Annotated in this window: 22 protein-coding genes; 11 read left to right on the top strand and 11 right to left on the bottom strand. The window is 73.8% G+C overall.

Going from position 1 to position 26,945, the window contains the following annotated elements; translation table 11 throughout:
- Window positions 1-328 precede the first annotated feature (328 nt).
- Together AB0411_RS18320 and AB0411_RS18325 are read right to left on the bottom strand one after the other, a co-directional pair.
- Window positions 329-1,150: a purine-nucleoside phosphorylase gene (locus AB0411_RS18320; protein ID WP_366418325.1), complete on the bottom strand. Its 822-nt coding sequence runs from the start codon at window positions 1,148-1,150 to the stop codon at window positions 329-331.
- Between the two features lie 157 nt (window positions 1,151-1,307).
- Entirely contained in the window at window positions 1,308-1,745 is a 438-nt protein-coding gene (locus tag AB0411_RS18325; protein WP_088799631.1) for a gamma-glutamylcyclotransferase, read from the bottom strand.
- Between the two features lie 140 nt (window positions 1,746-1,885).
- Between AB0411_RS18325 and AB0411_RS18330 the strand changes: the two genes are divergently transcribed.
- Both AB0411_RS18330 and AB0411_RS18335 read left to right on the top strand, forming a co-directional pair.
- Window positions 1,886-3,331, top strand: coding sequence for an NAD(P)H-quinone dehydrogenase (locus tag AB0411_RS18330; RefSeq protein ID WP_366418326.1), 1,446 nt, complete (start codon window positions 1,886-1,888; stop codon window positions 3,329-3,331).
- 303 nt (window positions 3,332-3,634) lie between these two features.
- Window positions 3,635-4,618, top strand: a complete 984-nt coding sequence (locus AB0411_RS18335; RefSeq protein WP_366418327.1) for a DeoR/GlpR family DNA-binding transcription regulator — start codon at window positions 3,635-3,637, stop codon at window positions 4,616-4,618.
- Window positions 4,619-4,705: 87 nt separating this feature from the next.
- On the opposite strand, the gene AB0411_RS18340 is transcribed toward AB0411_RS18335, so the two are convergent.
- On the bottom strand, window positions 4,706-5,266 hold the full coding sequence (locus tag AB0411_RS18340) for a TetR/AcrR family transcriptional regulator (RefSeq protein ID WP_366418518.1): 561 nt from the start codon (window positions 5,264-5,266) through the stop codon (window positions 4,706-4,708).
- 433 nt (window positions 5,267-5,699) lie between these two features.
- On the opposite strand from AB0411_RS18340, the gene AB0411_RS18345 reads away from it, so the two are divergent.
- Window positions 5,700-6,884 carry an alpha/beta hydrolase gene (locus AB0411_RS18345; RefSeq protein ID WP_366418328.1) on the top strand — a complete coding sequence of 395 codons (1,185 nt, stop codon included), beginning with the start codon at window positions 5,700-5,702 and terminating at the stop codon, window positions 6,882-6,884.
- Between the two features lie 105 nt (window positions 6,885-6,989).
- Here AB0411_RS18345 and AB0411_RS18350 read toward each other — a convergent pair whose 3' ends face one another.
- The gene (locus tag AB0411_RS18350; protein WP_366418329.1) at window positions 6,990-8,759 is read right to left on the bottom strand and encodes an acetyl/propionyl/methylcrotonyl-CoA carboxylase subunit alpha; all 1,770 of its coding nucleotides are present in this window, start codon (window positions 8,757-8,759) and stop codon (window positions 6,990-6,992) included.
- A 495-nt stretch (window positions 8,760-9,254) separates the two neighbouring features.
- Here AB0411_RS18350 and AB0411_RS18355 point away from each other — a divergent pair, with 495 nt between their 5' ends.
- The 4 genes from AB0411_RS18355 to AB0411_RS18370 all read left to right on the top strand — a co-directional run bounded on the left by AB0411_RS18355 (window position 9,255) and on the right by AB0411_RS18370 (window position 15,270).
- Window positions 9,255-9,734, top strand: coding sequence for a hypothetical protein (locus AB0411_RS18355; protein ID WP_437042464.1), 480 nt, complete (start codon window positions 9,255-9,257; stop codon window positions 9,732-9,734).
- 151 nt (window positions 9,735-9,885) lie between these two features.
- Entirely contained in the window at window positions 9,886-10,857 is a 972-nt protein-coding gene (locus AB0411_RS18360; RefSeq protein WP_366418330.1) for a serine/threonine protein kinase, read from the top strand.
- Between the two features lie 5 nt (window positions 10,858-10,862).
- Window positions 10,863-13,106, top strand: a complete 2,244-nt coding sequence (locus tag AB0411_RS18365; protein WP_366418331.1) for a serine/threonine-protein kinase — start codon at window positions 10,863-10,865, stop codon at window positions 13,104-13,106.
- A gap of 67 nt (window positions 13,107-13,173) precedes the next feature.
- Window positions 13,174-15,270, top strand: coding sequence for a protein kinase domain-containing protein (locus tag AB0411_RS18370; protein WP_366418332.1), 2,097 nt, complete (start codon window positions 13,174-13,176; stop codon window positions 15,268-15,270).
- Window positions 15,271-15,382: 112 nt separating this feature from the next.
- Here the strand turns inward: AB0411_RS18370 and AB0411_RS18375 are convergent, their stop codons facing one another.
- The 7 genes from AB0411_RS18375 to AB0411_RS18405 form a co-directional block, all read right to left on the bottom strand.
- Window positions 15,383-15,949 carry a DJ-1/PfpI family protein gene (locus AB0411_RS18375; protein WP_366418333.1) on the bottom strand — a complete coding sequence of 189 codons (567 nt, stop codon included), beginning with the start codon at window positions 15,947-15,949 and terminating at the stop codon, window positions 15,383-15,385.
- A gap of 45 nt (window positions 15,950-15,994) precedes the next feature.
- Window positions 15,995-16,840 (bottom strand): MOSC domain-containing protein, encoded by an 846-nt coding sequence (locus AB0411_RS18380; RefSeq protein WP_366418334.1) that lies wholly within the window; start codon window positions 16,838-16,840, stop codon window positions 15,995-15,997.
- A gap of 129 nt (window positions 16,841-16,969) precedes the next feature.
- Window positions 16,970-17,581, bottom strand: coding sequence for a Maf family protein (locus tag AB0411_RS18385; RefSeq protein ID WP_366418335.1), 612 nt, complete (start codon window positions 17,579-17,581; stop codon window positions 16,970-16,972).
- Window positions 17,582-17,624: 43 nt separating this feature from the next.
- Window positions 17,625-19,109, bottom strand: a complete 1,485-nt coding sequence (locus tag AB0411_RS18390; RefSeq protein WP_366418336.1) for a peptidoglycan D,D-transpeptidase FtsI family protein — start codon at window positions 19,107-19,109, stop codon at window positions 17,625-17,627.
- 136 nt (window positions 19,110-19,245) lie between these two features.
- Window positions 19,246-19,374, bottom strand: a complete 129-nt coding sequence (mmpB, locus tag AB0411_RS18395; protein ID WP_366418337.1) for a morphogenic membrane protein MmpB — start codon at window positions 19,372-19,374, stop codon at window positions 19,246-19,248.
- A gap of 127 nt (window positions 19,375-19,501) precedes the next feature.
- Window positions 19,502-19,714 carry an acyl-CoA carboxylase epsilon subunit gene (locus tag AB0411_RS18400; protein ID WP_086720243.1) on the bottom strand — a complete coding sequence of 71 codons (213 nt, stop codon included), beginning with the start codon at window positions 19,712-19,714 and terminating at the stop codon, window positions 19,502-19,504.
- Between the two features lie 31 nt (window positions 19,715-19,745).
- Window positions 19,746-21,335 carry an acyl-CoA carboxylase subunit beta gene (locus AB0411_RS18405; RefSeq protein WP_366418338.1) on the bottom strand — a complete coding sequence of 530 codons (1,590 nt, stop codon included), beginning with the start codon at window positions 21,333-21,335 and terminating at the stop codon, window positions 19,746-19,748.
- A gap of 122 nt (window positions 21,336-21,457) precedes the next feature.
- On the opposite strand from AB0411_RS18405, the gene AB0411_RS18410 reads away from it, so the two are divergent.
- The 4 genes from AB0411_RS18410 to AB0411_RS18425 all read left to right on the top strand — a co-directional run bounded on the left by AB0411_RS18410 (window position 21,458) and on the right by AB0411_RS18425 (window position 26,916).
- The gene (locus AB0411_RS18410; RefSeq protein ID WP_366418339.1) at window positions 21,458-22,360 is read left to right on the top strand and encodes a biotin--[acetyl-CoA-carboxylase] ligase; all 903 of its coding nucleotides are present in this window, start codon (window positions 21,458-21,460) and stop codon (window positions 22,358-22,360) included.
- 660 nt (window positions 22,361-23,020) lie between these two features.
- A complete protein-coding gene (locus tag AB0411_RS18415) occupies window positions 23,021-24,226 on the top strand; it encodes an adenylate/guanylate cyclase domain-containing protein (protein WP_366418340.1) in 1,206 nt (401 codons plus the stop codon).
- A gap of 340 nt (window positions 24,227-24,566) precedes the next feature.
- On the top strand, window positions 24,567-25,379 hold the full coding sequence (locus AB0411_RS18420) for an enoyl-CoA hydratase/isomerase family protein (RefSeq protein WP_366418341.1): 813 nt from the start codon (window positions 24,567-24,569) through the stop codon (window positions 25,377-25,379).
- 397 nt (window positions 25,380-25,776) lie between these two features.
- Window positions 25,777-26,916 carry a diguanylate cyclase domain-containing protein gene (locus tag AB0411_RS18425; protein WP_366418520.1) on the top strand — a complete coding sequence of 380 codons (1,140 nt, stop codon included), beginning with the start codon at window positions 25,777-25,779 and terminating at the stop codon, window positions 26,914-26,916.
- Window positions 26,917-26,945 lie beyond the last annotated feature (29 nt).

A 26,945-nucleotide genomic window follows, 5' to 3' on the forward strand; every position in this document is an offset into this window, starting at 1 on the left:
GCCGGGGGAGACCCCTCCCGGCTCGTCACGCATACCCCGTGCACGCATGGGGGGAGCCGCAGAACCGGCCAATGCCACCGGACGGCAGCGGGCCCGGACGGCGGCGCCGCGCGGCGGGACCGGCCGGTCGGCGGCCCGGCCGGTGCGGCGGGGCGGCGGCGGGGCGGCGGCGGGGCGGCCCGGCGGGTGGCGCGCACCCGCCGCGGCCCTCAGCCGTCATCGTCCCGGGGTCGGCCCCCTGGGGTCCGTCTTCACCGCCCCGGCCGCCCACGGGCGGACGACGCGACGGTGAAGACGGGCCCCAGAGGCACCGGAGTGCCTCAGGGCTTCAGAGCTTGCCGAGCACCTGGGCGAGCAGGCTGCCCATCCGGGTCGCGGAGTCGCGGCCGGCCTGCAGCACCTCTTCGTGGTTGAGCGGCTCGCCCGTCATGCCGGCGGCGAGGTTCGTCACCAGCGACAGGCCGAGCACCTCGGCGCCGGCCTCGCGGGCCGCGATGGCCTCCAGGACCGTGGACATCCCGACCAGGTCGGCGCCCAGCGTCCGGATCATCTTGATCTCGGCCGGGGTCTCGTAGTGCGGGCCGGGGAACTGGGCGTAGACACCCTCCTCCAGGCTCGGGTCGACCTCCTTGCACAGCGCGCGCAGCCGCGGCGAGTACAGGTCCGTCAGGTCGACGAAGTTCGCGCCGGCGATCGGGGAGGTGGCGGTCAGGTTGAGGTGGTCGCTGATGAGGACCGGCTGGCCGGGGCGCATGCCCTCGCGCAGGCCGCCGCACCCGTTGGTGAGCACGACGGTCTTGCAGCCGGCCGCCACGGCGGTGCGGACGCCGTGCGCGACCGCGGCGACCCCGCGGCCCTCGTAGTAGTGCGTACGGCCCAGGAAGACCAGGGCCCGCTTCTCGCCGACCCGGTACGAGCGGATCTTGCCGCCGTGTCCTGCGACGGCCGGCGGCGGGAAGCCGGGGAGCTCGGTGACGGGGAATTCGTGCTCGGGCGCGCCCAGGGCCTCGGCGGCCGGGGCCCAGCCGGAGCCCATGACCAGGGCCACGTCGTGGGTCTCGGCGCCGGTCAGCTCGCGCAGACGGGCGGCGGCGTCGGCGGCGGCACCCTGCGGGTCGCGCGCGATGTCCGGGGTAACAGATGCGTTCACGCGGACGAGGGTAGCCGGTATTCCCCTACGCGCGTAGATGTCGCTGCTCACTGTCCTGGGATCGTCGTCTTGTGGGTTTTGCCGAACATGTCGTCCCGGGCGCGTCGCGACACCCGTACGGCGGTGCGCACGGCGGGTCGCCCGCCGCGGCCGCCCGTCAGCAGGGTCGCTTGCGCAGCTCCATCACATAGTCGTGCGGGGCGCCCGCCGACTCCGCCGCGTCCGCGATCTCGCCCAGATAGCGGGCGGACGGCAGGCCGCCCTCATAGCCGTTGAGGACGTAGATCCACGCCGTCTCGTCGCCGTCGAGGGTGTGCACCCGCACCCGCATCCGCCGGTAGATGTCCATGCCGACGCCCTCCCAGCGGTCCATGGACTCCTCGTCCATGGGCGCGATGTCGTAGAGCGCGACGAAGAGCTGCGAGCCGGGGGATTCGACCACCGTCGCCAGCGCGCCCTCCCAGCCCATCTGCTCGCCCCCGAAGGTGAGCCGCCAGCCGTCCAGCCAGCCGGTGCCGCGCAGCGGCGAGTGCGGTGCGCGGCGGGACATCAGCCGCGCGTCGAGGTTGCCGGCGTACGCGGCGTAGAGCGACATGGTTCCGAGGGTACGGGAGGAAGCCCGCCGGGCTCGTGGTGACGGAGGTTCGTACAAGAGGCCTGGCCGGGCGCGCCCCGGCCGCCCGCGGGGGACGCAGCCCGCCCCCGGGGGAGAGCGACGTACGGGCGTGCGGGACAATGGAGTACGTGACTCGGATCGTGATCATCGGTGGCGGACCCGGCGGATACGAAGCGGCCCTGGTGGCCGCCTCTCTCGGCGCGGAGGTGACCGTCGTCGACTGCGACGGTCTGGGCGGGGCGTCGGTGCTGACCGACTGCGTGCCGTCGAAGACTCTCATCGCCACGGCCGAGGTGATGACCACCTTCGATTCGTCGTACGAAGAGCTCGGCATCATCGTCGAGGACGACACCCCGTACAAGGACCGGCCCGCCCGGGTCGTCGGCGTCGACCTCGGCAAGGTCAACCGGCGGGTCAAGCGCCTCGCGCTCGCCCAGTCGCACGACATCACCGCGTCCGTGACCCGCGCCGGCGGCCGGGTCATGCGCGGCCGCGGCCGGCTGGAGCCGGGCCAGGCGCCGGACGGCTCCCGCAAGGTGACGGTCACCGCCGCCGACGGCACGACCGAGGGCCTGATCGCGGACGCGGTGCTGATCGCCACCGGCGCGCACCCCCGCGAGATCCCCGACGCGCTCCCCGACGGCGAGCGGATCCTGAACTGGACGCAGGTCTACGACCTCGACGAGCTGCCCGAAGAGCTGATCGTGGTCGGCTCCGGTGTCACCGGTGCCGAGTTCGCCGGCGCCTACCAGGCGCTCGGCTCCCGCGTCACCCTCGTCTCCTCCCGTGACCGCGTGCTGCCGGGCGAGGACCCGGACGCGGCCGCCGTCCTGGAGGACGTCTTCCGCCGCCGCGGCATGAACGTCATGTCGCGCTCCCGGGCGCAGTCCGCCAAACGGGTCGGCGACCGCGTCGAGGTCACCCTGGCCGACGGCCGGACGATCTCCGGTACGCACTGCCTGATGGCGGTCGGCTCCATCCCCAACACCGAGGGCATCGGCCTGGAAGCGGCCGGCGTCAAGCTCAAGGAGTCCGGCCACGTCTGGACCGACAAGGTCTCCCGCACCACCGCCCCGGGCGTGTACGCGGCCGGTGACTGCACCGGGATCTTCGCGCTGGCGTCGGTCGCCGCGATGCAGGGCCGGATCGCGATGTACCACTTCCTCGGCGACGCGGTCACGCCGCTGAACCTCAAGACGGTCTCCGCGAACGTCTTCACCGACCCGGAGATCGCCACCGTCGGCTACTCCCAGGCCGACGTCGACAGCGGCCGGATCGACGCCCGGGTCGTCAAGCTCCCGCTGCTGCGCAACCCGCGCGCCAAGATGCAGGGCATCCGCGACGGCTTCGTGAAGCTGTTCTGCCGCCCCGGCACCGGCATCGTCGTGGGCGGCGTGGTCGTCTCCCCGCGCGCCAGTGAGCTGATCCATCCGATCTCGATCGCGGTCGACAACAACCTGACCGTCGAGCAGATCGCCAACACCTTCACCGTCTACCCGTCGCTGTCCGGTTCGCTCGCCGAGGTGGCCCGTCAGCTGCACGTCCGCAAGACGGCCGCGGAGTAACCGGCGATCAGGCGATAAACGGACGGACTGCGGCCGGGCGATGGGAAACTTTGTGCCAGCGGTGAGCACTGGGGATGAAACGTCCCTGCGCCGGCCGGGGCCCCGTCCGCCCGGTGGGAGCGCCGCCGTGCGGGCCGCGCACGGCGGCTGACCAGGCGGCGAGCGGGTCGCGCCGCCCGGCAGTTCGACATCCGCATGACATATGCACACCGCATACCACGTCACGCTCCGCGGTGCGCACAACTTCCGTTAATTGGTGCAACCTGCTGAAAACAGACGGTCGTTGGCGTTACTGTCAGTTTCGTGTTCGCTGCAGAACGTCGCCAATTGATCCTTGAAATGGTGCGCGCCAATGGAGCCGTATCGCTCCGGGAGCTCGCCCGCGTCGTCCAGACCTCCGAAGTAACCGTACGGCGGGACGTGCGGGCGCTGGAGGCAGAGGGGCTGCTCGACCGTCGACACGGCGGTGCGGTCCTGCCGGGAGGCTTTACTCGCGAATCCGGATTCCCACAGAAGTCCCATCTAGCGACCGCGGAGAAGACGGCCATCGCCGATCTCGCGGCCGGCTTCGTCGAAGAGGGCGAGGCCATCGTGGTCGGCGCCGGAACCACCACCCAGGAGCTGGCCCGCCGGCTCGCCCGGGTGCCCGGACTGACCGTCGTCACCAACTCCCTGCTGGTCGCCCAGGCGTTGGCCCATGCCAACCGCGTCGAGGTCGTGATGACCGGCGGCACCCTGCGCGGCTCCAACTACGCGCTGGTCGGCAGCGGTGCCGAACAGTCCCTCCAGGGCCTGCGGGTCTCCCGCGCCTTCCTGTCGGGCAGCGGCCTGACCGCCGAGCGCGGGCTGTCCACCTCCAACATGCTCTCCGCCAGCGTCGACCGGGCGCTGGTGCAGGCGGCGGGGGAGGTGGTGGTGCTCGCCGACCACACCAAGCTCGGTTCCGACACGATGTTCCAGACCGTGCCGACGGATGTGATCACGCGGCTCGTCACGGACGAGCCGCCGGGCCACGACGACCGCGCCGCCACGGAGCTGCAGGCCCTGGCCGACCAGGGCGTGCAGATCGCGGTCGCCGGCGGCTCGGGCGCGGGCCGCGGCCCGGGGCAGCCCGGGATGGACGGCGCGGGGGAGCGCAGAGGCCCCCGGCGGGACGTCCCGCTGCCGGGCCAGCGGCGCAGCCATGCACCGGGCGGCGGGGCCGGCGGGCCACAGCTCCGCTCGGCCACCCCGCTGTCCGAGGCCACGGGCGGCCGGGTCGCCGACCTCGCCCCACGTCGGCGCTGACCCCAGGAGCCGGAGGCGCGCCGCCCGGGGCGCGCCGCGCCGGCCGCAGGACAGGCGACCCATCGGACGGAGCCTTCGGGAGACGCCCTAGCGGTTCCGCTCGCCGCCCTTGAGCCCGCTGAGGGTGAGGGTCAGCAGCCGGTCGGCGAGCTGCGGGTCGTCCGGGGATTCCTCGGCGGCCAGGGCGATGCCGTTGGTCAGCTGCATCAGATCGCCGATGCTCACATCGGGGCGTACGGCGCCGGCCTGCTGGGCGCGGGCCAGCAGCGCGCCGCCGGCCTCCCGCATCGGCACGCTGCACCGCGCCATCCCCGAGCTCTCGTCCGCCGACGCCGTCATCAGCGCGCGCGACAGCCCGCGGTAGGTGCTGGCGTGGGTGATGATCGCGCGCAGCCACTCGACCAGCGCGGCGCAGGGCTGCGGCGCGTCGGCGAGCTCCCTGGCGTGCGCCAGCAGTGCGTCCACCTCCCCCTGGAAGACCGCGCCCATCAGGGCGGTCCGGTTGGGGAAGTGCCGGTAGAGGGTGCCGATGCCGACGCCGGCGCGGCGCGCGATGTCCTCCAGCGAGGTGTCCGTGCCGTGCTCGGTGAAGGCCGTACGGGCCTCGGTCAGCAGCCGCTCGTAGTTGCGGCGCGCATCGGCCCGCATCGGGCGGACGTCAGGTGTTCTCACCGGTGCGGTCGCCACCGGCCCCTGCGTGGACTGCCGCTGCCCTGCCGTGTCGGTCGCCATCGCCGTCCTCCCTCGACCGGGCCGGTTGCGGCCCGGTGGCTCCAGGATGCCATTGCGCCCTCGGGAGGTGTGCCGGTGCCGGGTGCGCGAGGTGGGGCGATGCGGTTCCCCGGGCGCCCACCGGCCGTTCCGCCGTCCGCCGGGTGACCGTCCGGCGGACCGGGCGTGAAGTCCCGGCATACCCCGGTGGTCGCGCGGCCGAACTCCTCGCCGGACCCGCAACGCCCCGCCGTGAGAAGGCATCAAACCAGGCGCAACGAGGTCTTCCGGGGTCTTCCGGAGGCCTGGGAATACGCCGTGACGAACCGCCGGGGAGCGGGGCACGGCGCGGAACACCTGGGGAAGAGTCATGGGACTGACCAGCCGCTCGCTGCTCTACGCCGTGGCCGCGGTCGCCGTGGTCTGCGTGGGGCTCACGCTCCGGCTGTGGCCGCGGTTCGCGGGGCGCGGGCCGCGGGCGCTGCTGGGGCGGCTCGGGGCGATCGCCGCGACCCAGCTGACCATCGTGGCGGCCCTCGGTCTCGCGGTGAACGCCAACTTCCAGTTCTACGCCTCCTGGCACGAACTGCTCGGCCTGTACGACGACGCCCCGGCCGCCGTCGGCAAATGGGGCGACGCGGGGACGGCCGGGCCCGCCGGCGACCCGTCGAAGGGCCTGGTGCAGCCCTCGGGGGCGGACGGGCTGGACAAGGTGCACGGGCTGCCGAAGGGCGCCCCGTCCCTGGCGGGCAAGGTCGAGTCCGTACGGATCGTCGGCAAGCGGACCCGGGCCGTGGACCCGGCGTACGTCTATCTGCCGCCGCAGTACTTCCAGCCGCAGTACGCCCGCCAGCGGTTCCCCGTCGTCGTCGCGCTCAGCGGCTATCCGGGCGGCACCTTCCTGCTGGGGCAGCACCTGCGGCTGCCGCAGACCGCCGCCCGGCTGATCCGGGCGGGCCGGATGCAGCCGACGGTCATCGTGATGCTGCGGCCCACCATCGCGCCGCCGCGCGACACCCAGTGCGTCGACGTACCGGGCGGCCCGCAGGCCGAGACCTTCTTCGCCCGCGATGTGCCCGACGCCCTCAGGTCCCGCTACCGCGTGGGCCACGACCCCGGCGGCTGGGGCGTCCTGGGCTACTCCTCGGGCGGCAGCTGCGCCCTCCAGCTCGCCATGCGGCACGACCGTACGTACACCGCGGCGGCCGCGCTCTCGCCCGACTACAAGGTCAGCAACGACCCCACGACCGGCAACCTCTTCGGCGACGGCCGCGACCGGGTCCGCCGCCGCCAGGAACACGACCTGATGTGGCGTCTGCGGCACCTGCCCGCTCCGCGGGTGAACGTCCTGGTGGGCACGAGCCGGACCGGCGAGAAGAACTACCCGGCGGCCCGGGACTTCCTCGCGGCCGTCAGGCCGCCGATGACGGCGGACTCGATCGTCCTCGACCACGGCAGCCACAACTTCGCCACCTGGCGGCGGGAGCTGCCCGCCGCGCTCCAGTGGATCAGCCGGTCGCTGAGCTTCCCGGAGGACGTGGTGGGCAACTCCTAGGGGTGTCCCGGCCGGGCCCGGAGCGAGTCCCGGCCGGGCGGCAACGCGCGAGGGGCTCCCGGCCGGTGCCGGGAGCCCCTCGCGCGCGGGCGCGATGCCGTCGCGTCAGTCCTTGATCTCGCAGATCACGGCGCCGGACGTGAGGGCGGCGCCGACCTCGGCGGTCAGGCCCTTGATGGTGCCGGAGCGGTGCGCGTTGAGCGGCTGCTCCATCTTCATCGCCTCCAGGACGACGACCAGCTCGCCCTCGGTGACCTGCTGGCCCTCCTCGACGGCCACCTTGACGATGGTGCCCTGCATCGGGGAGGCGAGCGCATCGCCGGAGGCGGCGGAGCCGGACTTCTTGGCGGCCTTGCGCTTGGGCTTGGCGCCACCGGCGACCGCGGCCCGGGCCAGCGGCATGCCCAGCGACGACGGCAGCGAGACCTCCAGCCGCTTCCCGCCGACCTCGACGACCACCGTCTCGCGGGAGTCGGCCTCGGCCTCGTCCGCGCCCGGCGCCACGAACGGCGGGATCTCGTTGACGAACTCGGTCTCGATCCAGCGGGTGTGGACCGTGAACGGGTCGGCCGAACCGGTCAGTTCGGGGGCGAACGCCGGGTCCACGACGACCGTGCGGTGGAAGGGGATGGCGGTGGCCATGCCCTCGACGGTGAACTCCGCCAGCGCACGCGCGGCACGCTGCAGCGCCTGCTCACGGGTGGCGCCGGTGACGACCAGCTTGGCCAGCAGCGAGTCCCAGGCCGGGCCGATGACGCTGCCGGACTCCACGCCCGCGTCCAGCCGGACACCGGGACCGGCCGGCGCCTCGAACCGGGTGACGGTGCCGGGAGCCGGGAGGAAGTTGCGGCCCGGGTCCTCGCCGTTGATACGGAACTCGAACGAGTGACCGCGCACCGCCGGGTCGTCGTAGCCGAGCTTCTCGCCGTCGGCGATCCGGAACATCTCGCGGACCAGGTCCAGGCCGGTGACCTCCTCGGTGACCGGGTGCTCGACCTGCAGACGGGTGTTGACCTCCAGGAAGGAGATCGTGCCGTCCTGGCCGACGAGGAACTCACAGGTGCCCGCGCCCTCGTAGCCGGCCTCCTTGAGGATGGCCTTGGAGGCGCGGTAGAGCTCGGCGTTCTGCTCCTTCGTCAGGAACGGGGCCGGGGCCTCCTCCACCAGCTTCTGGTGGCGGCGCTGCAGCGAGCAGTCACGGGTCGAGACCACGACCACGTTGCCGTGCTTGTCGGCCAGGCACTGGGTCTCCACGTGCCGGGGGCGGTCCAGGTAACGCTCGACGAAGCACTCGCCGCGGCCGAACGCGGCCACCGCCTCGCGCACCGCGGAGTCGTACAGCTCAGGGACCTCTTCGAGGGTGCGGGCGACCTTCAGCCCGCGGCCGCCGCCACCGAAGGCGGCCTTGATCGCGATCGGCAGGCCGTGCTCCTCGGCGAAGGCCACGACCTCCTCCGCACCGGAGACCGGGTCGGGCGTGCCGGCGACCAGCGGCGCACCGGCCCGCTGGGCGATGTGGCGGGCGGCGACCTTGTCGCCGAGGTCGCGGATGGCCTGCGGGGGCGGCCCGATCCACGTCAGCCCCGCGTCCAGGACGGCCTGCGCGAACTCGGCGTTCTCCGACAGGAAGCCGTACCCCGGGTGGACGGCGTCCGCGCCCGAATCGGCGGCGGCAGCCAGGACCTTGGCGATGTCCAGGTAACTGGTGGCAGGAGTGTCACCGCCCAAGGCGTACGCCTCGTCCGCCGCGCGTACGTGCAGTGCGTCCCGGTCGGGGTCGGCGTAGACGGCTACGCTTCCGATCCCCGCGTCCCGGCATGCACGGGCAACGCGAACAGCGATTTCGCCACGGTTGGCGATGAGCACCTTGCGCACGATGGGTCCTTCCTTGGCGCTTCGCCGTAACAAATGGATGCGGCGATTTTAGGGACTGGCGACACCGCGTGCCGACCCGTTCCCTGGGGTGAGCTTGCCCACACGGAGTGTGCTCGGGGCGCCAGTGAGGAACCTAAGTCCCCTGGTATCCCAGGGTAGGCCCGGATTCCTGGGCTCCGACTCGAGTCCCGGTGTGGCTTAGGTCTCGCCGTCGTGGCGTCCAGCGCATCGTCAATTCTTTGTGGAGTCCCTACGAATGGGCGAAGGAATCTTTGCGGGCGGCTCGCTGCGTCGGCGTGCCGCCGCCCTCCGGTCCGCCGCCCTCCGCCCCCGCCCGCGCGCGACCCTTGCCCAGCTTTTACCTTCCGCAGAACTCTTCCCGAGCAGGGGGGACCCCCATGTAGCGTGCCCGATGTCCTGTACCCCGCGGTAACAGGGGTATCGGCGGCACCGGGCGTCCGCGGGACGCCCCGGGCTCGTGAACGGCGGAAGTGGGTGGACGGCGTGAGAGTGGCGCGACGGCCGGTGGCCTTGGCCGCGGCGGTGGTACTGGTCCTGGAAGCGTTCGGGATCGTGCTGCTCAACTGGATTCTGAGCATCGTCGTGGACAGGCAGCAGATGTCCCTGGCCGGGCTGCAGCCCCGCGCGATGTCCATCGGCTCCTGGGTGGGCGGCATCGTCTTCGGCCTCTATCTGCTGTTCTGCGCCGCCGTGCTGCTCCGCAGCGCGATACGCGACCGCGCCCCCGGCGGCTTCACCCGTATCGCCCTCATCAGCTGCGCGGTGGTGCACGGCGTCCTGGGCGCCTTCGCGGTGGGCCTGGTCGGCTGGGTCGCCTTCCTCGCGATGACGGTCGTCCTGGGGCTGCTGGTGCTGACCCTGGTGGCGTACGGCGAGGGCCTTACGGGGGAAGCGCACGGAAACGCCGAAAACCGCCCGAACGGCGCACCGCCGGTGGCCCCCACCTCCGCCTGACCCCCTCGCCGCCCGTCCGGCGGACCGGGGCCGCCCCTCTCCGGCCGGTCCGAACTCCCCGCGGCCCGGGGAGGATCGACTCCCCCCGGGGCCGCGCGACACGCCCGGGTAGGCTCGTCGCGCCAGGGCGTAGACACGGGGGATGGTGCGCATGCCTGCATCGGTTGCGGGTGCGGAGGGCCGGGCGCGGGGCGCCACGGGCCCGTACGCGGTGTTGCGGGAGCTGGATGACGAAGCGTCCGGCATACCCGTACCGGAACGGCGGTTCATCGGGCGGAGCGCGGACGGCGACCGGACGGTCCTGATCGGCGTGCCGCTGCCGGGCGCCGACGCCGGGCGGTTCCTGGCCGAGGCGGAGACCTCGCGCTATCTGCTCGGGCCCTGGTCCGCTCCGGCGGCCGAGGTCGCCGCGCCCGGCGACGCACCCTGGCACGCCCGCCCGTACGTGCCCGTGCTCCCGCTGCCCGCCGCGCTCGCCGTGCACGGCGGGCCGCTGCCCGAGCGCACCGTGCGGGCCCTCGGCGCGGCCCTCGTCGAGACCCTGGTCATCGGGCACGGGCAGGGCCTGGCCCATGCCGGGGTGTCGCCCGCCGCGGTGCTGCTGGCGGCCGACGGGCCCCGGCTGATGTGCTTCGGGGCGGTACGGGCCGCCGCCGAGGACGGCACCGCGCGCTCCGGGCTGCCGGGCCTGGAGTCGGGCAGCCTGCCGCCGGAACAGGCGGCCGGCGGGCGACCGCAGCCGGCGGGCGACGTCTACGCGCTCGGCGCGGTCCTCGCCTACGCCGCGACCGGCTACACCGTGCCGGAGCGCGACGAGCTCCCGGCCGCCCTGCGGGCCGTCGTCACGGCCTGCCTGTCCCGGGACCCGGCGGCCCGCCCGCGCCCCGCCGAACTGCTCGACGCGCTGTGCCCGGCCGCCGGACCGCCCCCGCCGGACACCGGGGCCGCGGCGGAACCGCCGCGCCCCGCCACGCTGCCCGACGCCGCCGCGAACCCGGCCGGCCGCGCCGCCGCCCTGCTCGGCCCCGGCTGGCTGCCCGGCCGGATCATCGCGGCCCTCGCCCGCCAGTCGGCCGAGCTGCTCGCCGCCGCCCTCCCGGCTCCGCCCGCCCCACAGGACTGACCGCCATGCCCTTCCCCCTCGCCCATGACGACCCGCCCGGCCTGGGCACCTACCGCCTCCTCGCCCGGCTGGGCAGCGGCGGTATGGGCACCGTCTACCTGGCCCGCTCCCCGGGCGGCCGGACCCTGGCGCTCAAGACGATGCACGCCCGGATCGCCACCACCACCGAGTTCCGCACCCGGTTCCGGCTGGAGGCGGACGCCGCCCGGGTCATCGGCGGCCGGTACGGCGCCCAGGTCGTCGACGCCGATCCGCTCGCCGACACCCCCTGGATGGCCACCGAGTACGTCCTCGGCCCGCCCCTCGACGACGCGGTGGAGCTGGCCGGTCCGCTGCCCGAGGCGTCGGTGCGCGCCCTCGGGGCGGCGCTGTGCGCGGCGCTCGGCCAGCTCCACCGGTCCGATGTCGTGCACCGTGACCTCAAGCCGTCGAACATCATGGTCACGGCGCACGGCCCGAAGGTCATCGATTTCGGTATCGCCCGCGCCCTCGGCGACGCCCGGCTGACGCACACCGGCGCCGCGGTCGGCACCCCGGCGTTCATGTCGCCGGAGCAGGCCACCGGGCAGGAACACACCCCGGCCGGAGACGTCTTCGCGCTCGCCGGGGTCCTGGTCTTCGCCGCCACCGGCCGCGGCCCGTTCGGCGACGGGCAGCCCGCCGACCTCCTCTACCGCGTGCGCTACGCCGAACCCGACCTCACCGGCCTCCCGGCCGCCCTCGTCCCGGTCCTCTCCCGCGCGCTGGCCAAGGACCCCGCCGAGCGCCCGGCGACCACCGAGCTGGCGGGCCTGCTCCACGACGGCGGCGGGGAGTTCACCGACCACCTGCCGGACGCGGTGCTCGCCGAGATCGGACGGCGGGCGAGCGAGGTCTGGCAGCTCGTGCCGCAGCGGCTGCCCGCACCGCCCGGCGGGCCGGCGACCGTGCCGGCCGCCGACGCCCCCGCCGCCCGCGGCCCGTCCCGCCGGGGGCTGCTGCTGGCGGGCGCGGGTTCGGCGCTCGGCGTCGCCGGGGCCGGCGCGGGGGTGTGGGCCTGGCTGGGGCGGGACGCGTCGGCGCAGGGGCCCGGCACCGGGCCGGGGTACACCGAGCCGAAGCCGGGGCCGAGCGTCAGCGCGCTGAAGAAGAAAAAGCTGGACTCGGTGTGGCAGAAGCAGTACGGCGGCCCCGCCGACGACCAGAACCCCGATGTGCCCCTGCTCGCCGGCGACCAGGTCGTCCTGGTGGCCAACGCCGGGGCGCGCGGGGTGGACGCGGCGTCCGGCGACTCCCGCTGGACGTACTCGCTGTACGCCGACGACTCCTGGCAGATCGCCTCGGACGGCACCCGCGTCTACGGGATCACGAGGGACGAGGTCCACGGTGCCGGCGGCTACCTGAAGTCCGTCTCGTGGTTCCTCGCCCGCCTGGACCTCTCCTCGGGCAAGGCCGGCAAGCACCTCGCCCCGGTGTCGGACGACCGGGACAACGGCCTCATCAGCCGGCTGCTGGCCGTCGCCGACGACACGGCCTACCTGGCGATCTCGCACGGGAAGGTCAAGCGGTACGAACGCCAGCTCCCCTGGTCCGTGGTGGCCACGCGCCTGACCGACGGGAGCCGGAAGTGGACGGACCCGCTGCCGTTCCACTCCGCCAAGAGCGACGACAACCACTTCCTGTCCGCCACGGTCGCCGGCCGCCTCCTGGTGCTCCTGCAGCAGATGAACGACGGCACGGTGCGCATCGTCGCCCGCGACCTGCGCACCGGGCACGTCGTCTGGGACAAGCCGTGGAAGGGCGCCGACCCGCGCTTCGTACGGGACCCGCTGACGGCCGATCACCGGCATCTCTACCTGGGCTACGGCCCGTTGCGGGCGCTGCGGCTGAGCGACGGCGGGCAGGCGTGGGACACGGCCGCCGGCCGGCCGGGGAAGACGTACGGACCGCCGGTCCTCAAGGACGGTGTGCTGTACGCCGTGGAGAAGGGCCGCGGCCTGGCCGCGTTCGAGGCCGGCGGCGGGAAGCCGCGGTGGACGGAGCAGAGCGCGGAGGGCCGGCGGGCGGACCATGTCGTACGCCCCGTGATCGGCTCGGAGTTCGCCTACACGTACAGCCGCGCCGACGGGGTCCTCCGGGCCGTCGGCCTCGCCTCGCGCACCACCGAGCAGCTGTACACGACCAGCGGCACCAAGTTCACGCCGCACGAGAAGAGCCGGATGATCATCGCGTCCGGGCCCGCCTTCCTCGCCGGCTTCCCCCTCCGCTGAACCCGCCCGGCCCGCCGGGCCGTTGCACCCGCCGGCCCCGCCCGAACCCGCCCGAAGGACACCGCCCATGAAACCGCTCGGCACCGGCGACCCGCTCCGCCTCGGCCCGTACCGCCTGCTCGGCGTGCTCGGCGAGGGCGGCATGGGCAAGGTCTACGTCGGCCAGGACCCCGGGGGCACCGTCGCCGCGGTCAAGGTCCTGCGGCCCGAGCTCACCGACGAGGCGCACCTCGCCCGCCGCTTCGTCCGCGAGGCGCAGGCGGCGACGGCCGTGACCGGCAAGGGCGTGGCCCGGGTGCTGGGCACGGACACGGAGGGCGGACGCCCGTGGATCGCCACCGAGTTCCTGGCCGGTCCCACCCTCGACGAGGCCGTCGAGGCGTACGGCTCCTTCGACGAACCCGCCGTACGCGCCCTCGCCGCATCGCTCGCGCACACCCTCGCGGACATCCACGCCACCGGCCTGGTCCACCGCGACCTCAAGCCGCCGAACATCGTCCTGACCTCGGGCGGCCCGCGCGTCATCGACTTCGGCATCGCCCGCCCCGAGCACGGCCTGACCCTGACCACCACCGGACAGGTCCCGGTCACCCCCGGCTACGGCGCCCCCGAACAGGTCCTGGGCCGCCGGGTCGGGGCCCCCGCCGACGTCTTCTCGCTGGGCGCCGTCCTCGTCCACGCGGCCGCCGGCCGGCGGGCGTTCGACGGCAGCCACATCGCCGCCCTCCAGTACAAGGTCGTGCACGACGAGCCCGACCTGACCGGCGTCCCGGACGCCCTGCGCCCGCTCATCGCCCCCCTCCTGGCCAAGGACCCGGCCGTCCGCCCCACCCCCGCCCAGATCGCCGCCGCCTTCGCACCGCCCCGCGGCGCCGAACGGGCCTGGCGGCGCGGCCCGGTGAGCCAGGCCATCAAGGAGCGGGAGAGCGGCCTCCACGAGCTCACCACCACGCTCACCGCGGACCCGGCCCCCGGGCAGGTCTCCCGCCGCCGGCTGCTCACCGGCCTGGCGGCGGGCGGGGTGGTGCTCGCGGCGGGCGGCGGGGCGGCGGCCGCCTGGTGGCCGCGGTCGCCGGGGACGCCCGGGAAGAAGGTCGACCTCTTCGCCTTTCCGCCCGCCGTCAGGACGCCGAAGGCGCATGTGCTCGACGCCGACAACGGCGACTACCTCAGCGGCGGTGAGGTGAAGCCGCTGTGGGGTCCGGTCGACGTGCTCGCCGACGACACGCCCGCGCCGCTGCCCGTACGGGACGTCATCGTCTTCGGCGCACGCGGCGGCGGGATCGCCGCCCACAACGTGGTTGACGGCAAACGCCGTTGGACCGCCCGCGGCGTCAGCGCGGCCGGCCGCTACCTCTCCCTCTCCGACCGGCTGGTCGCCGCCGTCGACACCAAGGGCACCCTCCGCACCTTCATCGCCTCGACGGGCGAGCCCCGTTGGACCGTCGACGCCGGGGCGAGCGCCCTGCTGGCCGCCGACGACGAGGCGGTCTACGTGCTGACGAAGGACCACCGGCTCCGCGCCGTGCGCCGCTCCGACGCCACGGTCCGCTGGACGGCGACGATCGACGCCCGCTACCGCACCAAGGTCGAGCCGCCGGCCGTCGCCGCCCACGGCCGCCTGGTCCTTTCCACCGGCGACGGCAACGTGTTCGCCGTCGACACGGCCGACGGCCACCAGGTGTGGGACCTGCCGGACCAGTGGGACGGACTGGTCCGCCCCGCGGTCCACGGCACCACCGTCTACCTCAACGGCACGACGCTCACCGCCCGCCGGCTCCGCGACGGCGGGAAGCTGTGGTCGCTCGACAAGCGGGACCCCTGGGGCAAGCACGAGGACTGGGGCCCGGCGACGGTCTTCGACGACGACACCGTCTGCGCCGCGCACGACGAGTGGCCCAGCATCAGGAAGACCAGCGACGGCAGCGAGATCCAGGGCGGGAACGGAACGACGGTCCGCGGCCTCCCGGTGTTCATCCACGGGCGTGCCCTGTGGTCCATCGAGGGCGACCCGTGGTACGAGGTGTTCGCCGCGGACCTGTCGACCGGTGTTCCCGTCCTGACGTACAAGCTCCCCGCGGCCGACCGCTCCTGGCTGGTGGCGGACGGCAACCGGGTGTTCGTCCTCCACGGCACGTCGCTCTACGCGCTGCCGGTGCCCTGAGGGCCCGGTGCGCCGCGGCCGGTGCTCACCGGCGCCGGTGAGCCCAGGACACGGGCGGGGGCCGCAGTCCGGCGGCGGGCCGGTGCCCGGGCGCCGGACTGCGGCGGGCCGCTCAGCCCTTCACCGGCGCATGCTCCCGCAGCACCTCCAGGAACGCGCGCATCCACTCGGGGTGGTCGTTCCACGCACGGGCCGAGACGACCTTGCCGTCCACCACCGCCGCGCCGTCGACGAAGATCCCGCCGCCCATCGCCACGTCCGGCGCGCAGGCCGGGTAGGCGGCGGTGCGGCGGCCCTTGAGGACGCCGAGCGGGGCCAGGGTGACGGCCGCGTGGCAGATGTGGGCGACGGGCTTGTCCTCGTCGAAGAAGTGGGTGACCACACGGCGGTAGTCGGAGTCGTTGCGCAGGTACTCCGGCGCCCGGCCGCCCGGGAGCACCAGCGCGGCGTACTCCTCGGGGTCCACCTCGGACAGCGCGAGGTCGGACGGCCAGGAGTGGCCCTCGCGTTCGATGTAGGTGTCGAAGTCCTCGACGAAGTCGTGCACCACGAACCGCAGTTTCTTCCGCGACGGGGCGGCGACCCGTGTCTCGTACCCCTCCTCCAGCATCCGCTGGTAGGGGTAGAAGAACTCCAGGTCCTCGGTGGCGTCACCGGCGATGATCAGGATCTTGGGCATGGTGCGGACTCCTCACAGGGAACGGGACCGGACCGGTCCGGCCGATCAGGCCGTATCGGATCCATCGGTTCCCCACTCGGTGACCTCGAATGCGTCGCCCACCGCGACCTTCCCCGTTCCCAGCACCGAGAACTTCGACCCGAAGGCCACCCCGCCCTCGGGCACCCGCCGGTAGGAGGCGAGCGTGCGCAGCGGCTCGGGCCCCGCCTTGCCGCCCGTGCGCTGGTCGACGAGGGTGACGGCGCAGCGGATGGCGAGCTTGGCGAACCCCAGTTCCCCGCCGCCGACCGTGACCCGCCGGGCCCGGTCCTCCCGGTGCGGCTCGTCCCACCCGTCGACGACGATGTTGGGCCGGAAGCGGTCCATCGGGACCGGCGGGCGGCCGGCGGCGGCGAGACGGCGGTTGAGGTCGTCGAAGGTGGCCAGGGAGAGCACGTGCACGGGGCTGCTGTCGGCGAAGCCGGAGGTGCCGGGGGTGAGGCCGTCGGTCACCCGGTCGTGCTCCGGCGGCACCCGCACCAGCCGGCTGGCCGCGCCGAGCGCCCGGGACAGCCACTCGGCGGCCCGGTCCCCCTGGTCCACCGCGCGGTACGGCGCACCGAACATCTCCACTTCGGCCCGGGACAACGACTCGTGGCCGAGGTCGACGTCCAGGCGCAGGGTCTCCATCCCCGGCGCGCTCAGGGCGAGGCGCGCCCCGCCCGCGCCGACTTCGGGCCGGATCACCGCCAGCCGGGGGTCCCTGCGCTGGCTCCGGAAGACGCCGCCGGGACCGACGACGAGGAAGCTGCGGTCGTGCGGGAGCCCGGCGGGCGTGAGCTCCGTCTCGGTCGCCGGGAGCCCGGCACAGCCTTTGACGGGGTAGCTGGTCAATCCCATGACAGTGGCCATGGCGGCAGCGTAGGACCGGGCGGCCGCCGGGCACCGGCCTTTACCGCCCCGGGCTCACTCCCGGCGCGGGCCGCCCGGCGCCCGAGGGGACGCCCCGGCGGCCGCGCGCCCCGTGCGGACGCGGACGCCCTAGGCCCACAGCTCCGTGATCGCGACGTCCAGGTCGGCCAGCAGGCGGCGGAGCAGGGGGAGGGAGAGGCCGATGACGTTGCCCGGGTCGCCGTCGATGCCGTCGACGAAGGGGGCGGAGCGGCCGTCGAGGGTGAAGGCGCCGGCGACGTGCAGCGGCTCGCCGCTCGCGACGTAGGCGGCGATCTCCTCGTCGGAGGGCTCGCCGAAGCGGACCGTGGTCGAGGCGGTGGCCGACACCTGACGGCCGTCCGCGGTGTCGATGACGCAGTGGCCGGTCTGCAGGATGCCGGAGCGGCCGCGCATGGACTTCCAGCGGGCGGTGGCGTCCTCGGCGTCCGCGGGCTTGCCCAGCGCCCGCCCGTCCAGTTCCAGGACCGAGTCGCAGCCGATGACCAGCGCGCCGGCGGCCTGCGGCCGGGCGGCGACGGCGGCGGCCTTCGCCTCGGCCAGTACGCGGGCCAGCTCACCGGGCGTGGCGGCGGTGAGCGCGTCCTCGTCGACGCCGCTGACGATCACCTCGGGCGCGAGCCCGGCCTGCCGCAGCAGACCCAGCCGGGCGGGGGACTGGGAGGCGAGGACGAGACGGCGGGTGCGGGACTCTTCGGTCATGCCCGCCATCGTACGGAGCCGGGGTGCCGCGCAGACGCCCGGACTACTTGTTGAGGACGGCCTCCATCACGGACTTCGCGATCGGGCCGCCCAGCTTGCCGCCGGCGATCTCCGACCGGGGGATGTCCATGTCCTTGGGGTCGACGAAGACGGCGACCGCGACCGGGGAGCTGCCGTCGCTCTGCTTGGCGTAGGAGACGAACCAGGCGTAGGGGCGCTCGTCGTTGACGTTGGCGCCGTGCTGGGCGGTGCCGGTCTTGCCGCCGACCGTCACGCCGTCGATCTTGGCCTTCGAGGCGGTGCCCTCGTCGACCGTGTACTCCATCATCTGCTGCACCTTCTTCGCGGTGTCGGCGGAGACGGCCTGGGACATCATCTTCGGCTCGATCTTCTCCAGCGTGGACAGGTCGGGGCCGCGCAGCTCGTCGACGAGGTGCGGCATCATCACCTTGCCGTCGTTGGCGAGGCCGGCGGCGACCATCGCCATCTGCATCGGGGTGCTGGTCAGGCTGCCCTGGCCCATGCCGGTCAGCGCGGTCTGCGGCTTGTCGAGCTTGTCCGGGTAGAGGCTCTTGCTGGCCAGCAGGTCCCCGAGGTCCTCGTCGTAGACGGTGGAGTTGAAGCCGAACTTCTCCGCGGTCTTGCGCATCTTGTCCTTGCCGACCTTCAGCGCGGTGTCGAGGAAGACGTTGTTGCACGACCACTGCATGCCCGTCTTCAGCGAGGCCTTGTCGCAGGGCGCGCCCGGGACGTCGTTGCCGACCTTCGTGGTGCTCTGCGGCAGCTGGTAGGGGGTGGCCGCGCCCGTGGGGGCGTCGATGTCCGACACCACGCCGTTCTCCAGGGCCGCCGCCGCGGTGAGGATCTTGAAGGTGGAGCCGGGCGCGTAGGTCTCGCGCAGCGCCCGGTTGCTCAGCGGCTTGCTCTTGTCGGCGTCCATGGCCTTGAACTTCCGGCCCTCCGCGTTGGAGATCCCGGTGAAGGCCGACGGGTCGTAGGAGGGGGTCGAGGCGAGCGCGAGCACCCGGCCGTCGCGCGGGTCGAGGGCGACCACCGCACCCTTGGCGTCGAGGTCGGTCAGCCCCTTGTACGCGGCCTTCTGCGCCTTGGGGTCGATGGTGGTGACGACGTCGCCGCCGCGCGGCTTCTCGCCGGTCAGGATGTCCTGGGCGCGCTTGAGGGCGAGCCGGTCGTCCTTGCCGCTGAGCACGTCGTTGTAGATGCCCTCCAGGAACGTGGTGCCCTGGGCCTGCGAGGCGAAGCCGGTGACCGGCGCGTACATCGCGCCGTCCTTGTACGTCCGCTTGTACTTGAAGTCGCCGGAGGTCGCCACCGAGCCGGTGATCGGCTTGCCGCCGACGATGATGTTGCCGCGCGGGTAGGAGAACGCCTCGATCTTGACGCGCCGGTTGTGCGGGTCGTTGGCCAGTTCGTTGCTCTGGAAGAACTGGACCCAGGTGACGCGGGCGAGCAGGGCCAGCACCAGCACCCCGCAGAAGACGGCTATATGCCTCAGCGGCCTGTTCATCGCTCTCCCACTCCCGGCCGGACGCCACCCGGCGGCCGAACGCCCGAATTGCTCTGTCGAGAGGAAAAGAGGCGATTTCGGCCAGGATGGTTGCGGAAGGGAACTGTGAGCGTCGCCTCGCCGGGAACGGGAACGGCTACCGCCCCGGGAGCAGGAGCATCATCACCACCGCGACCACGGCCAGCACGATGCCCATCCGCCGGAGCTTGGCCTGCACGTCGCGCAGCTCCTCAGGAGGTTCATCGGGCGGATCGGACCACAGCATGTAACGATCCTGAGCCCGATGCGCCCGTGGCGCCTGAGTACGCGTACTCAGGCGCCACGGGCGCAATGGACTAGTCGGTGCCCTATGCACCGACTTGACCCGGCGGTCTCCGCACGGGACCGGCCGGTCAGTGCGGCCAGAAACTCGTGCGCCAGGCCCGCGGGCCCGGATGCGGCATCCGCGCCCGCGCCGGAACCGTGGACGCCGGGTCCGACCACTCCGTGCCGTGATCGGGCTCCCCGGGCTCGACGGCGGCGGCGGCCGCCGCGCGGACCTGCACCACCGCCACCGCGGCGGCCAGCTCCTCGGGTGTGGGATTGCCCCGTACGACCTTGATCATCGAGAACGGCCCTCCTTCGCTGGTCTGCCGGTCAGAGCGGGATGTTGCCGTGCTTCTTCGGCGGCAGCGCCTCGCGCTTGTTGCGCAGCGTGCGCAGCCCGCGGACGATGTGCCGGCGCGTCTCGGACGGCATGATCACCGCGTCGACGTAGCCGCGCTCGGCCGCGACGTACGGGTTGAGCAGGGTGTCCTCGTACTCCTGGATCAGCTCCTGGCGCCGCTCCTCCTGCGCGCCCGGCTCCTCGATCGAGGCCAGCGTGCGGCGGTGCAGGATGTTGACCGCGCCCTGCGCGCCCATGACGGCGATCTGCGCGGTCGGCCAGGCCAGGTTGAGGTCCGCGCCCAGGTGCTTGGAGCCCATGACGTCGTACGCGCCGCCGAACGCCTTGCGCGTGATGACCGTGATCAGCGGGACCGTGGCCTCCGCGTACGCGTAGATCAGCTTGGCGCCGCGCCGGATGATCCCGTCCCACTCCTGGTCGGTGCCGGGCAGGAAGCCGGGCACGTCCACGAAGGTGAGCACCGGGACGTTGAACGCGTCGCAGGTCCGCACGAACCGCGCGGCCTTCTCCGAGGCCTTGATGTCCAGGATGCCCGCGAACTGCATCGGCTGGTTGGCGACCACACCGACCGCATGGCCCTCGACCCGCCCGAAGCCGGTCAGGATGTTCGGCGCGAACAGGGCCTGGGTCTCCAGGAACTCGTTGTCGTCCAGGACATGCTCGATCGCGGTGCGCATGTCGTACGGCTGATTGGCCGAATCCGGGATCAGCGCGTCCAGCTCGCGGTCGACGTCCGAGGTCTCCAGGTCCGCCTCCTCGGGGAAGGCCGGCGGCTCGGAGAGGTTGTTGGACGGCAGGTAGGACAGCAGCCCCTTGACGTACTCGATGGCGTCCTTCTCGTCACCCGCCATGTGGTGCGCCACGCCCGACGTGCTGTTGTGCGTACGGGCGCCGCCCAGCTCCTCGAAGCCGACGTCCTCACCGGTCACCGTCTTGATGACGTCCGGACCGGTGATGAACATGTGCGAGGTCTGGTCCACCATGACCGTGAAGTCGGTGATGGCGGGGGAGTAGACCGCACCGCCCGCACACGGGCCCACGACCAGGCTGATCTGCGGGATCACGCCGGAGGCGTGGGTGTTGCGGCGGAAGATCTCGCCGTACATGCCCAGCGAGACCACGCCCTCCTGGATGCGCGCGCCGCCGGAGTCGTTGATGCCGATGACCGGGCAGCCGGTCTTGAGGGCGAAGTCCATCACCTTGACGATCTTCTCGCCGAAGACCTCGCCCAGCGCCCCGCCGAAGACCGTGAAGTCCTGGGAGAAGACGGCCACCGGACGGCCGTCGACCGTGCCGTAGCCGGACACCACGCCGTCGCCGTACGGGCGGTTCTGCTCCAGCCCGAAATTGGTCGACCGGTGCCGCGCGAACTCGTCCAGCTCGACGAACGAGCCCTCGTCCAGCAGCAGATCGATGCGCTCACGCGCCGTCAACTTGCCCTTTGCGTGCTGCTTCTCCACTGCACGGGCGGAACCGGCGTGCGTGGCCTCTTCGACCCGCCGCTGCAGATCCGCCAATTTGCCCGCGGTGGTGTGGATGTTTGCTTCCGGCTCGGACATCGGGATGCGGCTCCTGCTCGTCCTGGACTGGTGCTCGTGCTGAGGGTTGGGCTACTGATTCGTAGCGTATCGGCGGGACTGCCCAGCGGCACTGCGTCGTTGACCACACCTAGGCTGGTCCCATGACGCCTCAACCACCGGAAAACCGGGACAAAGACGCCGGTCCCTGGAGCGATCTGGGCCGCCCCCCGCTGAACGCCACGGCCCTGCGCCGCGCCCTCGTACGGCCCGGCTCGCTCTGGACCTCCCTCGACGTCGTCGCCGCCACCGGCTCCACCAACACCGACCTGGCGGCCCGTGCGGCAAAGGGGGAGACCGAGGGCGCCATTCTGGTGGCCGAGGAACAGTCCGCCGGCCGCGGCCGCCTCGACCGCACCTGGTCGGCGCCCCCGCGCTCCGGCCTCTTCTTCTCCGTCTACCTCACCCCGCGCGCCCCCGCGGAGCGCTGGGGCTGGCTCCCCCTGCTCGCCGGAGTCGCCACCGCCAGTGCCCTCTCCCGCACCGCCGACGTCGACACGGCCCTCAAGTGGCCCAACGACCTGCTGGTGACTTCCGAGGACTCCGACGCCCTCCGCCCGGGCGGCACCCTCACCGAACGCAAGATCGGCGGCATCCTCGCCGAACGCGCAGGTCCCGGCGTCGTCATCGGCATCGGCCTCAACGTCTCCCTGACCGCCGCCGAACTCCCCGTACCCACCGCGGGCTCACTGGCCCTGGCAGGCGCCGGCACCACCGACCGCGACCCGCTCCTGCGCGCCGTCCTGCGCTCGCTGGAGGACTGGTACGGCGAGTGGCAGTCCGCCGACGGCGACCCCACCACCAGCCGCCTCCAGGAGGCCTACGCCGCAGGCTGCGCCACCCTCGGCCGCACCGTACGCGCCGAACTCCCCGGCGACACCGCCCTCACCGGCGAAGCAGTGGCCATCGACGCCGACGGCCGCCTCGTCCTGGCCACCCCGAACGGCGTACAGCAACCGGTCGCCGCCGGCGACATCGTCCATCTGCGCCCGGCCCAGGAGGCGTAACGCTGGACGGGCGCCCGCCGAGGCCCTGTCCGTGACGGCGACGGGTACGGCGCAAGGGCCGCCGGTGCCGCGTCCGTGACGGCGGCGCGGCGAGCGGCGGCCGATGCCGTACGCGGCACGGCGGGACGGCCGCCGACGCGGCTGGGCGGGGCGGCCGCCGACGTGCCTGTCCGTAACGGCAACGGATACGGCGGGACGGCCGCCGACGTCGTAGGCCGGAGGGGATGCCCGGTGCCCCGCCCGCAGGACCGGAGCGAACAACGGGGTGACTTCTACACGTACCAGATGCGCCCGCGCCGAGGACGGGGTACCGGGCGTCCCCTCCGGCCCCCCACCCGCGGCGGGCACGCGCAACCCGGGCCCCCACCGGGTAGAGGGCAGCCCACCCGGCCCCCACCCCCGGGCCCCCACCGCCCGCCACCGGCCCACTCGGCCCAGCCGCACCGCCCACCCCCGGGCCCGCCCCCCACCGCCCGCTACCAGACCCACTCGGCCCACAGCCCCCACCGACACACCCCCACCACTTCCTTGTCCACAGCCGACATGTGAGAGTGAGCCAGAGCACACCTGCCGTATCGTTGAGGCGGTCCGCCAGGGAGCGGACCACCGGCGAGCAGTGATCGGAAGGGCAGTGCGCACGGATCGGACAGGGAGCGGCCGGTGACCGCCGACGACTCGGGCGCCGCCTCGCGCGACAGGGCAACCGACGACGACGCCGTACGCGACGTCCCCGTCGACGACCCCTCGCGGGGCCGCGGCGAGGGCACCACCGGCCGGGGCGAGGCCACCGCCGACAGCGACGAGAACAACATCGCCGTCCGCCTCGAACAACTCATCCTCGGCGCCGACCGCCGCTACACGCCGTTCCAGGCCGCCCGCGCCGCCGGCGTCTCCATGGACCTCGCGGCCCGCTTCTGGCGGGCCATGGGCTTCGCCGACATCGGCCAGGTCAAGGCCCTCACCGAGGCCGATGTGCTGGCCCTGCGCCGCCTCGCCGGCCTCGTCGAGGCGGGCCTGCTGAGCGAGGCCATGGCCGTCCAGGTCGCCCGTTCCACGGGCCAGACCACCGCCCGCCTCGCCGACTGGCAGATCGACTCGTTCCTGGAGGGCCTCACCGAGCCCCTGGACTCCGGCCTGACCCGTACGGAGATCACCTACCCGCTGGTCGAGCTGCTGCTGCCCGAGCTGGAGGAGTTCCTCGTCTACGTCTGGCGGCGCCAGCTCGCCGCCGCCACCGGCCGCGTCGTCCGGGCCCAGGACGACGCGGAGATGGTCGACCGCCGGCTCGCCGTCGGCTTCGCCGACCTGGTCGGGTTCACCCGGCTGACCCGCCGCCTGGAGGAGGAGGAACTGGGCGAGCTGGTGGAGGCGTTCGAGACCACCTGCTCCGACCTGGTGGCCGCGCACGGCGGCCGGCTCATCAAGACCCTCGGCGACGAGGTCCTCTTCTCCGCCGACGACGCCGGCATCGCCGCCGAGATCGGCCTGCGGCTGATCGAGACGATGACCCACGACGAGACGATGCCGGAGCTGCGGGTCGGCATCGCCTTCGGCACGGTCACGACCCGGATGGGCGATGTCTTCGGCACGACGGTCAACCTCGCCAGCCGCCTCACGTCGATAGCGCCCAAGGACACCGTGCTGGTGGACGAGGCGTTCGCCGAGGAGCTGGGCCGCATCGGTGACGCGCCGGTCTCCGAGGCCGAGGCCGCGGCCGCGGAGAAGGCGGCCGAGGAGGGCACCGGCGCCCCGCCGCCGTCGTACCGCTTCGCGCTTCAGCCGATGTGGCAGCGCCCGGTACGCGGCCTCGGCGTGGTCGAGCCCTGGCTGCTGAGCCGCCGCGCCGGCCAGGGCACCAGCGGCTGAGGCCCGTACCGTCCCGGAGTCCGCGGACGGTCACCCGGCCGGCCGTCCGGCAGGACGCCCCGTACGGCCCGCCCCGTACGCCCCCCCCGACCGGACCCCCGGACCACGCCCCGTACTGCCCCGCTCCGCCCCGCGCCCCAGCCCCTGCCGAGTCGGCCCCTGGCCCGCCCCAGGCCCCTGGCCCGCGCCGGCCCCCCTGGCCCGCGCCGGCCCCCTTGGCCCGGGCGCCAGCCCCTGGCCGGGCCCCACCCACCCGCTCTCCCGCCCATCCCTGTCCCCCGCCCCGCCCACCTGGCATGATCCCCTCGTCAGGTCAACGACCGTTAACAGGGAGGGTTCCATGGAACGGCAGGGGCAACGGCAACGATTCGGCGCGGACGGCTGGGTGGCCGTCGAGCGCCACGGCTTCGTGGCGGAACTGGTCCTGGACCGCCCGAAGGCCATGAACGCCGTCTCGACGGCCATGGCCGACAGCCTGTCGCAGGCCTGCGCCGAGCTGGCCGCGGACCGCTCCGTACGGGCGGTGGTCCTCAGCTCCACCCACGAGCGGGCGTTCTGCGTGGGCGCGGACCTCAAGGAGCGCAACTCCTTCACGGACGCGGACCTGATGCGCCAGCGCCCGCGCACCCGCGCCGCGTACACCGGCGTACTGGAACTGCCGATGCCCACCATCGCCGCGGTGCACGGCTTCGCCCTCGGCGGCGGCTTCGAGCTGGCGCTGGCCTGCGACCTGATCGTCGCGGACGGTACGGCGGAGGTCGGCCTGCCCGAGGTGTCGGTGGGCGTCATCCCCGGGGGCGGCGGCACCCAGCTGCTGCCGCGCCGGGTGGGCGCGGCACGGGCGGCCGAGCTGGTCTTCACCGCGCGCCGGGTGCAGGCCGCCGAGGCCGAGCGGCTGGGGCTGGTCGACCGGCTGGTGGCGGACGGGCAGGACCGGGACGCGGCGCTGGAGCTGGCGGCCGGCATCGCCCGCAACTCCCCGGTCGGCCTGCGCGCCGCCAAGCGCGCCATGCGCCTCGGCCACGGGCTGGACCTGCGGACCGGCCTGGACCTGGAGGACGGCGCCTGGCGCAGCGTGGCCTTCTCCGGGGACCGGGCGGAGGGCGTCGCGGCCTTCAACGAGAAGCGGGACCCGGACTGGCCCGGGGAGTGACCGGACCGGGGCGGGCGCCCCGCGGCGACGAGGGCGGGGCCGGTGTCCCGCAGGGGACGAGGGCGGGCCGGGGCGGACCCCGGCCCGCCCCGGCCCATGGTGACGCACCGTAACCCGGCCCGCGTTCCCCTGCCGTTCGCCCGCCCCCACTCCGCGCCCGCCCCGCCCCGGCCTCCACCCCATCCCCCGACCAGGAACGACACCACGAGCACCCCGAATCGCGCCGCCGATAACGACGCGAATAACGCCTAGGTGTCAATCGCCCCCGGAAAGGGGCGAAAGGGGTTAAACATTCCTACGCTGTAAACAGAGCGTGCTCACGGTGACGGAATGCGAGGATCCGGTGACGGGCGAGGGCGATGCGCGGCTGCGGGCCGTGGTGGAGCTGGCGCAGGCGATGGCGGCCGCGCATACACCGCGCGACTCGGCGCACGCCGCGGCGCAGGGCGTGCGCCAGGCCCTGGGGGGATCCTTCGCGGCGATCTCGAAGTGGGAGCGCGAGCTGGGCAAGCTGCGGGTGCTGGTCAACGTCGGTGAACTCGCCGCCGGCGAGGAGGAGTTCCCGGACGACGAGAGCTACCCCGTCCACGAGTTCCCGGAGATCGTCGGCTTCCTGCACGAGCAGTGGGCGGGCGGCGGCGAGCCCAGCGCCTGGGTGGAGACCGCCGAGGAGCCGCACGACGGCCCGGTGTCCGCGGCCGCGGCGCAGCGGCGGGACGAGATCGCGGACGAGGGCGGCGGCGCCAATCCGCAGCGGGTGGCCGCGCTGCGCCGCCGCGGCCGGGGCTGCTGCGTGGTGGCGCCGATCGTGCTGCACGGCAGGGCGTGGGGCGAGCTGTATGTCGCGCGGCGCGCGGGGGAGCCGGTCTTCGGCCGGCCGGACGCCGACTTCGCGAGCGTGCTCGCCGCGGTGACGGCCGCCGGGATCGCCCAGACCGAGCGGCTGGCGGAGGTCCGCCGGCTGGCCTTCACCGACTCCCTGACCGGCCTCGCCAACCGTCGCGCCGTCGACATGCGGCTGGACGAGGCGCTGGAGCTGCACCGCAGGGACGAGGTGGTGGTCAGCCTGGTGGTGTGCGACCTCAACGGTCTGAAGCGGGTGAACGACTCGCGCGGCCATGCGGTCGGGGACCGGCTGCTGGAGCGCTTCGGCTCGGTGCTGTCCCTGTGCGGGGCGATGCTGCCGGGTGTGCTGGCCGCGCGGCTCGGCGGTGACGAGTTCTGCCTGCTCGCGGTGGGCCCGCCGGCCGACGAGGTGGTCAAGGTGGCCGGCGAGCTGTGCGACCGGGCGGGGGAGCTGGACCTCGGCGAGGGGGTCGCGGTCGGGGTCGCCTCGACCGGCGATCCGATCGGTCCGGTGCGCAGCGCCCGCCGGCTCTTCCGGCTCGCGGACGCCGCGCAGTACAAGGCGAAGGCGGCGCGGTCGGGCGAGCCGGTGGTCGCCGGGCGGCACGGCGGCAAGGACGACCCGGTCGTCCGTCTCGCGGACGCCCCGGACCGGCGGTCGGGGCCGGAGCGCCGCCGCTTCCGGAGGTGAGGCATGGTGTCCCCGCCCGGACCTCGGGG

Origin of the sequence: Streptomyces angustmyceticus, assembly GCF_040701845.1 — a bacterium.
GTDB classification, from domain to species: Bacteria; Actinomycetota; Actinomycetes; order Streptomycetales; family Streptomycetaceae; genus Streptomyces; species Streptomyces angustmyceticus_A.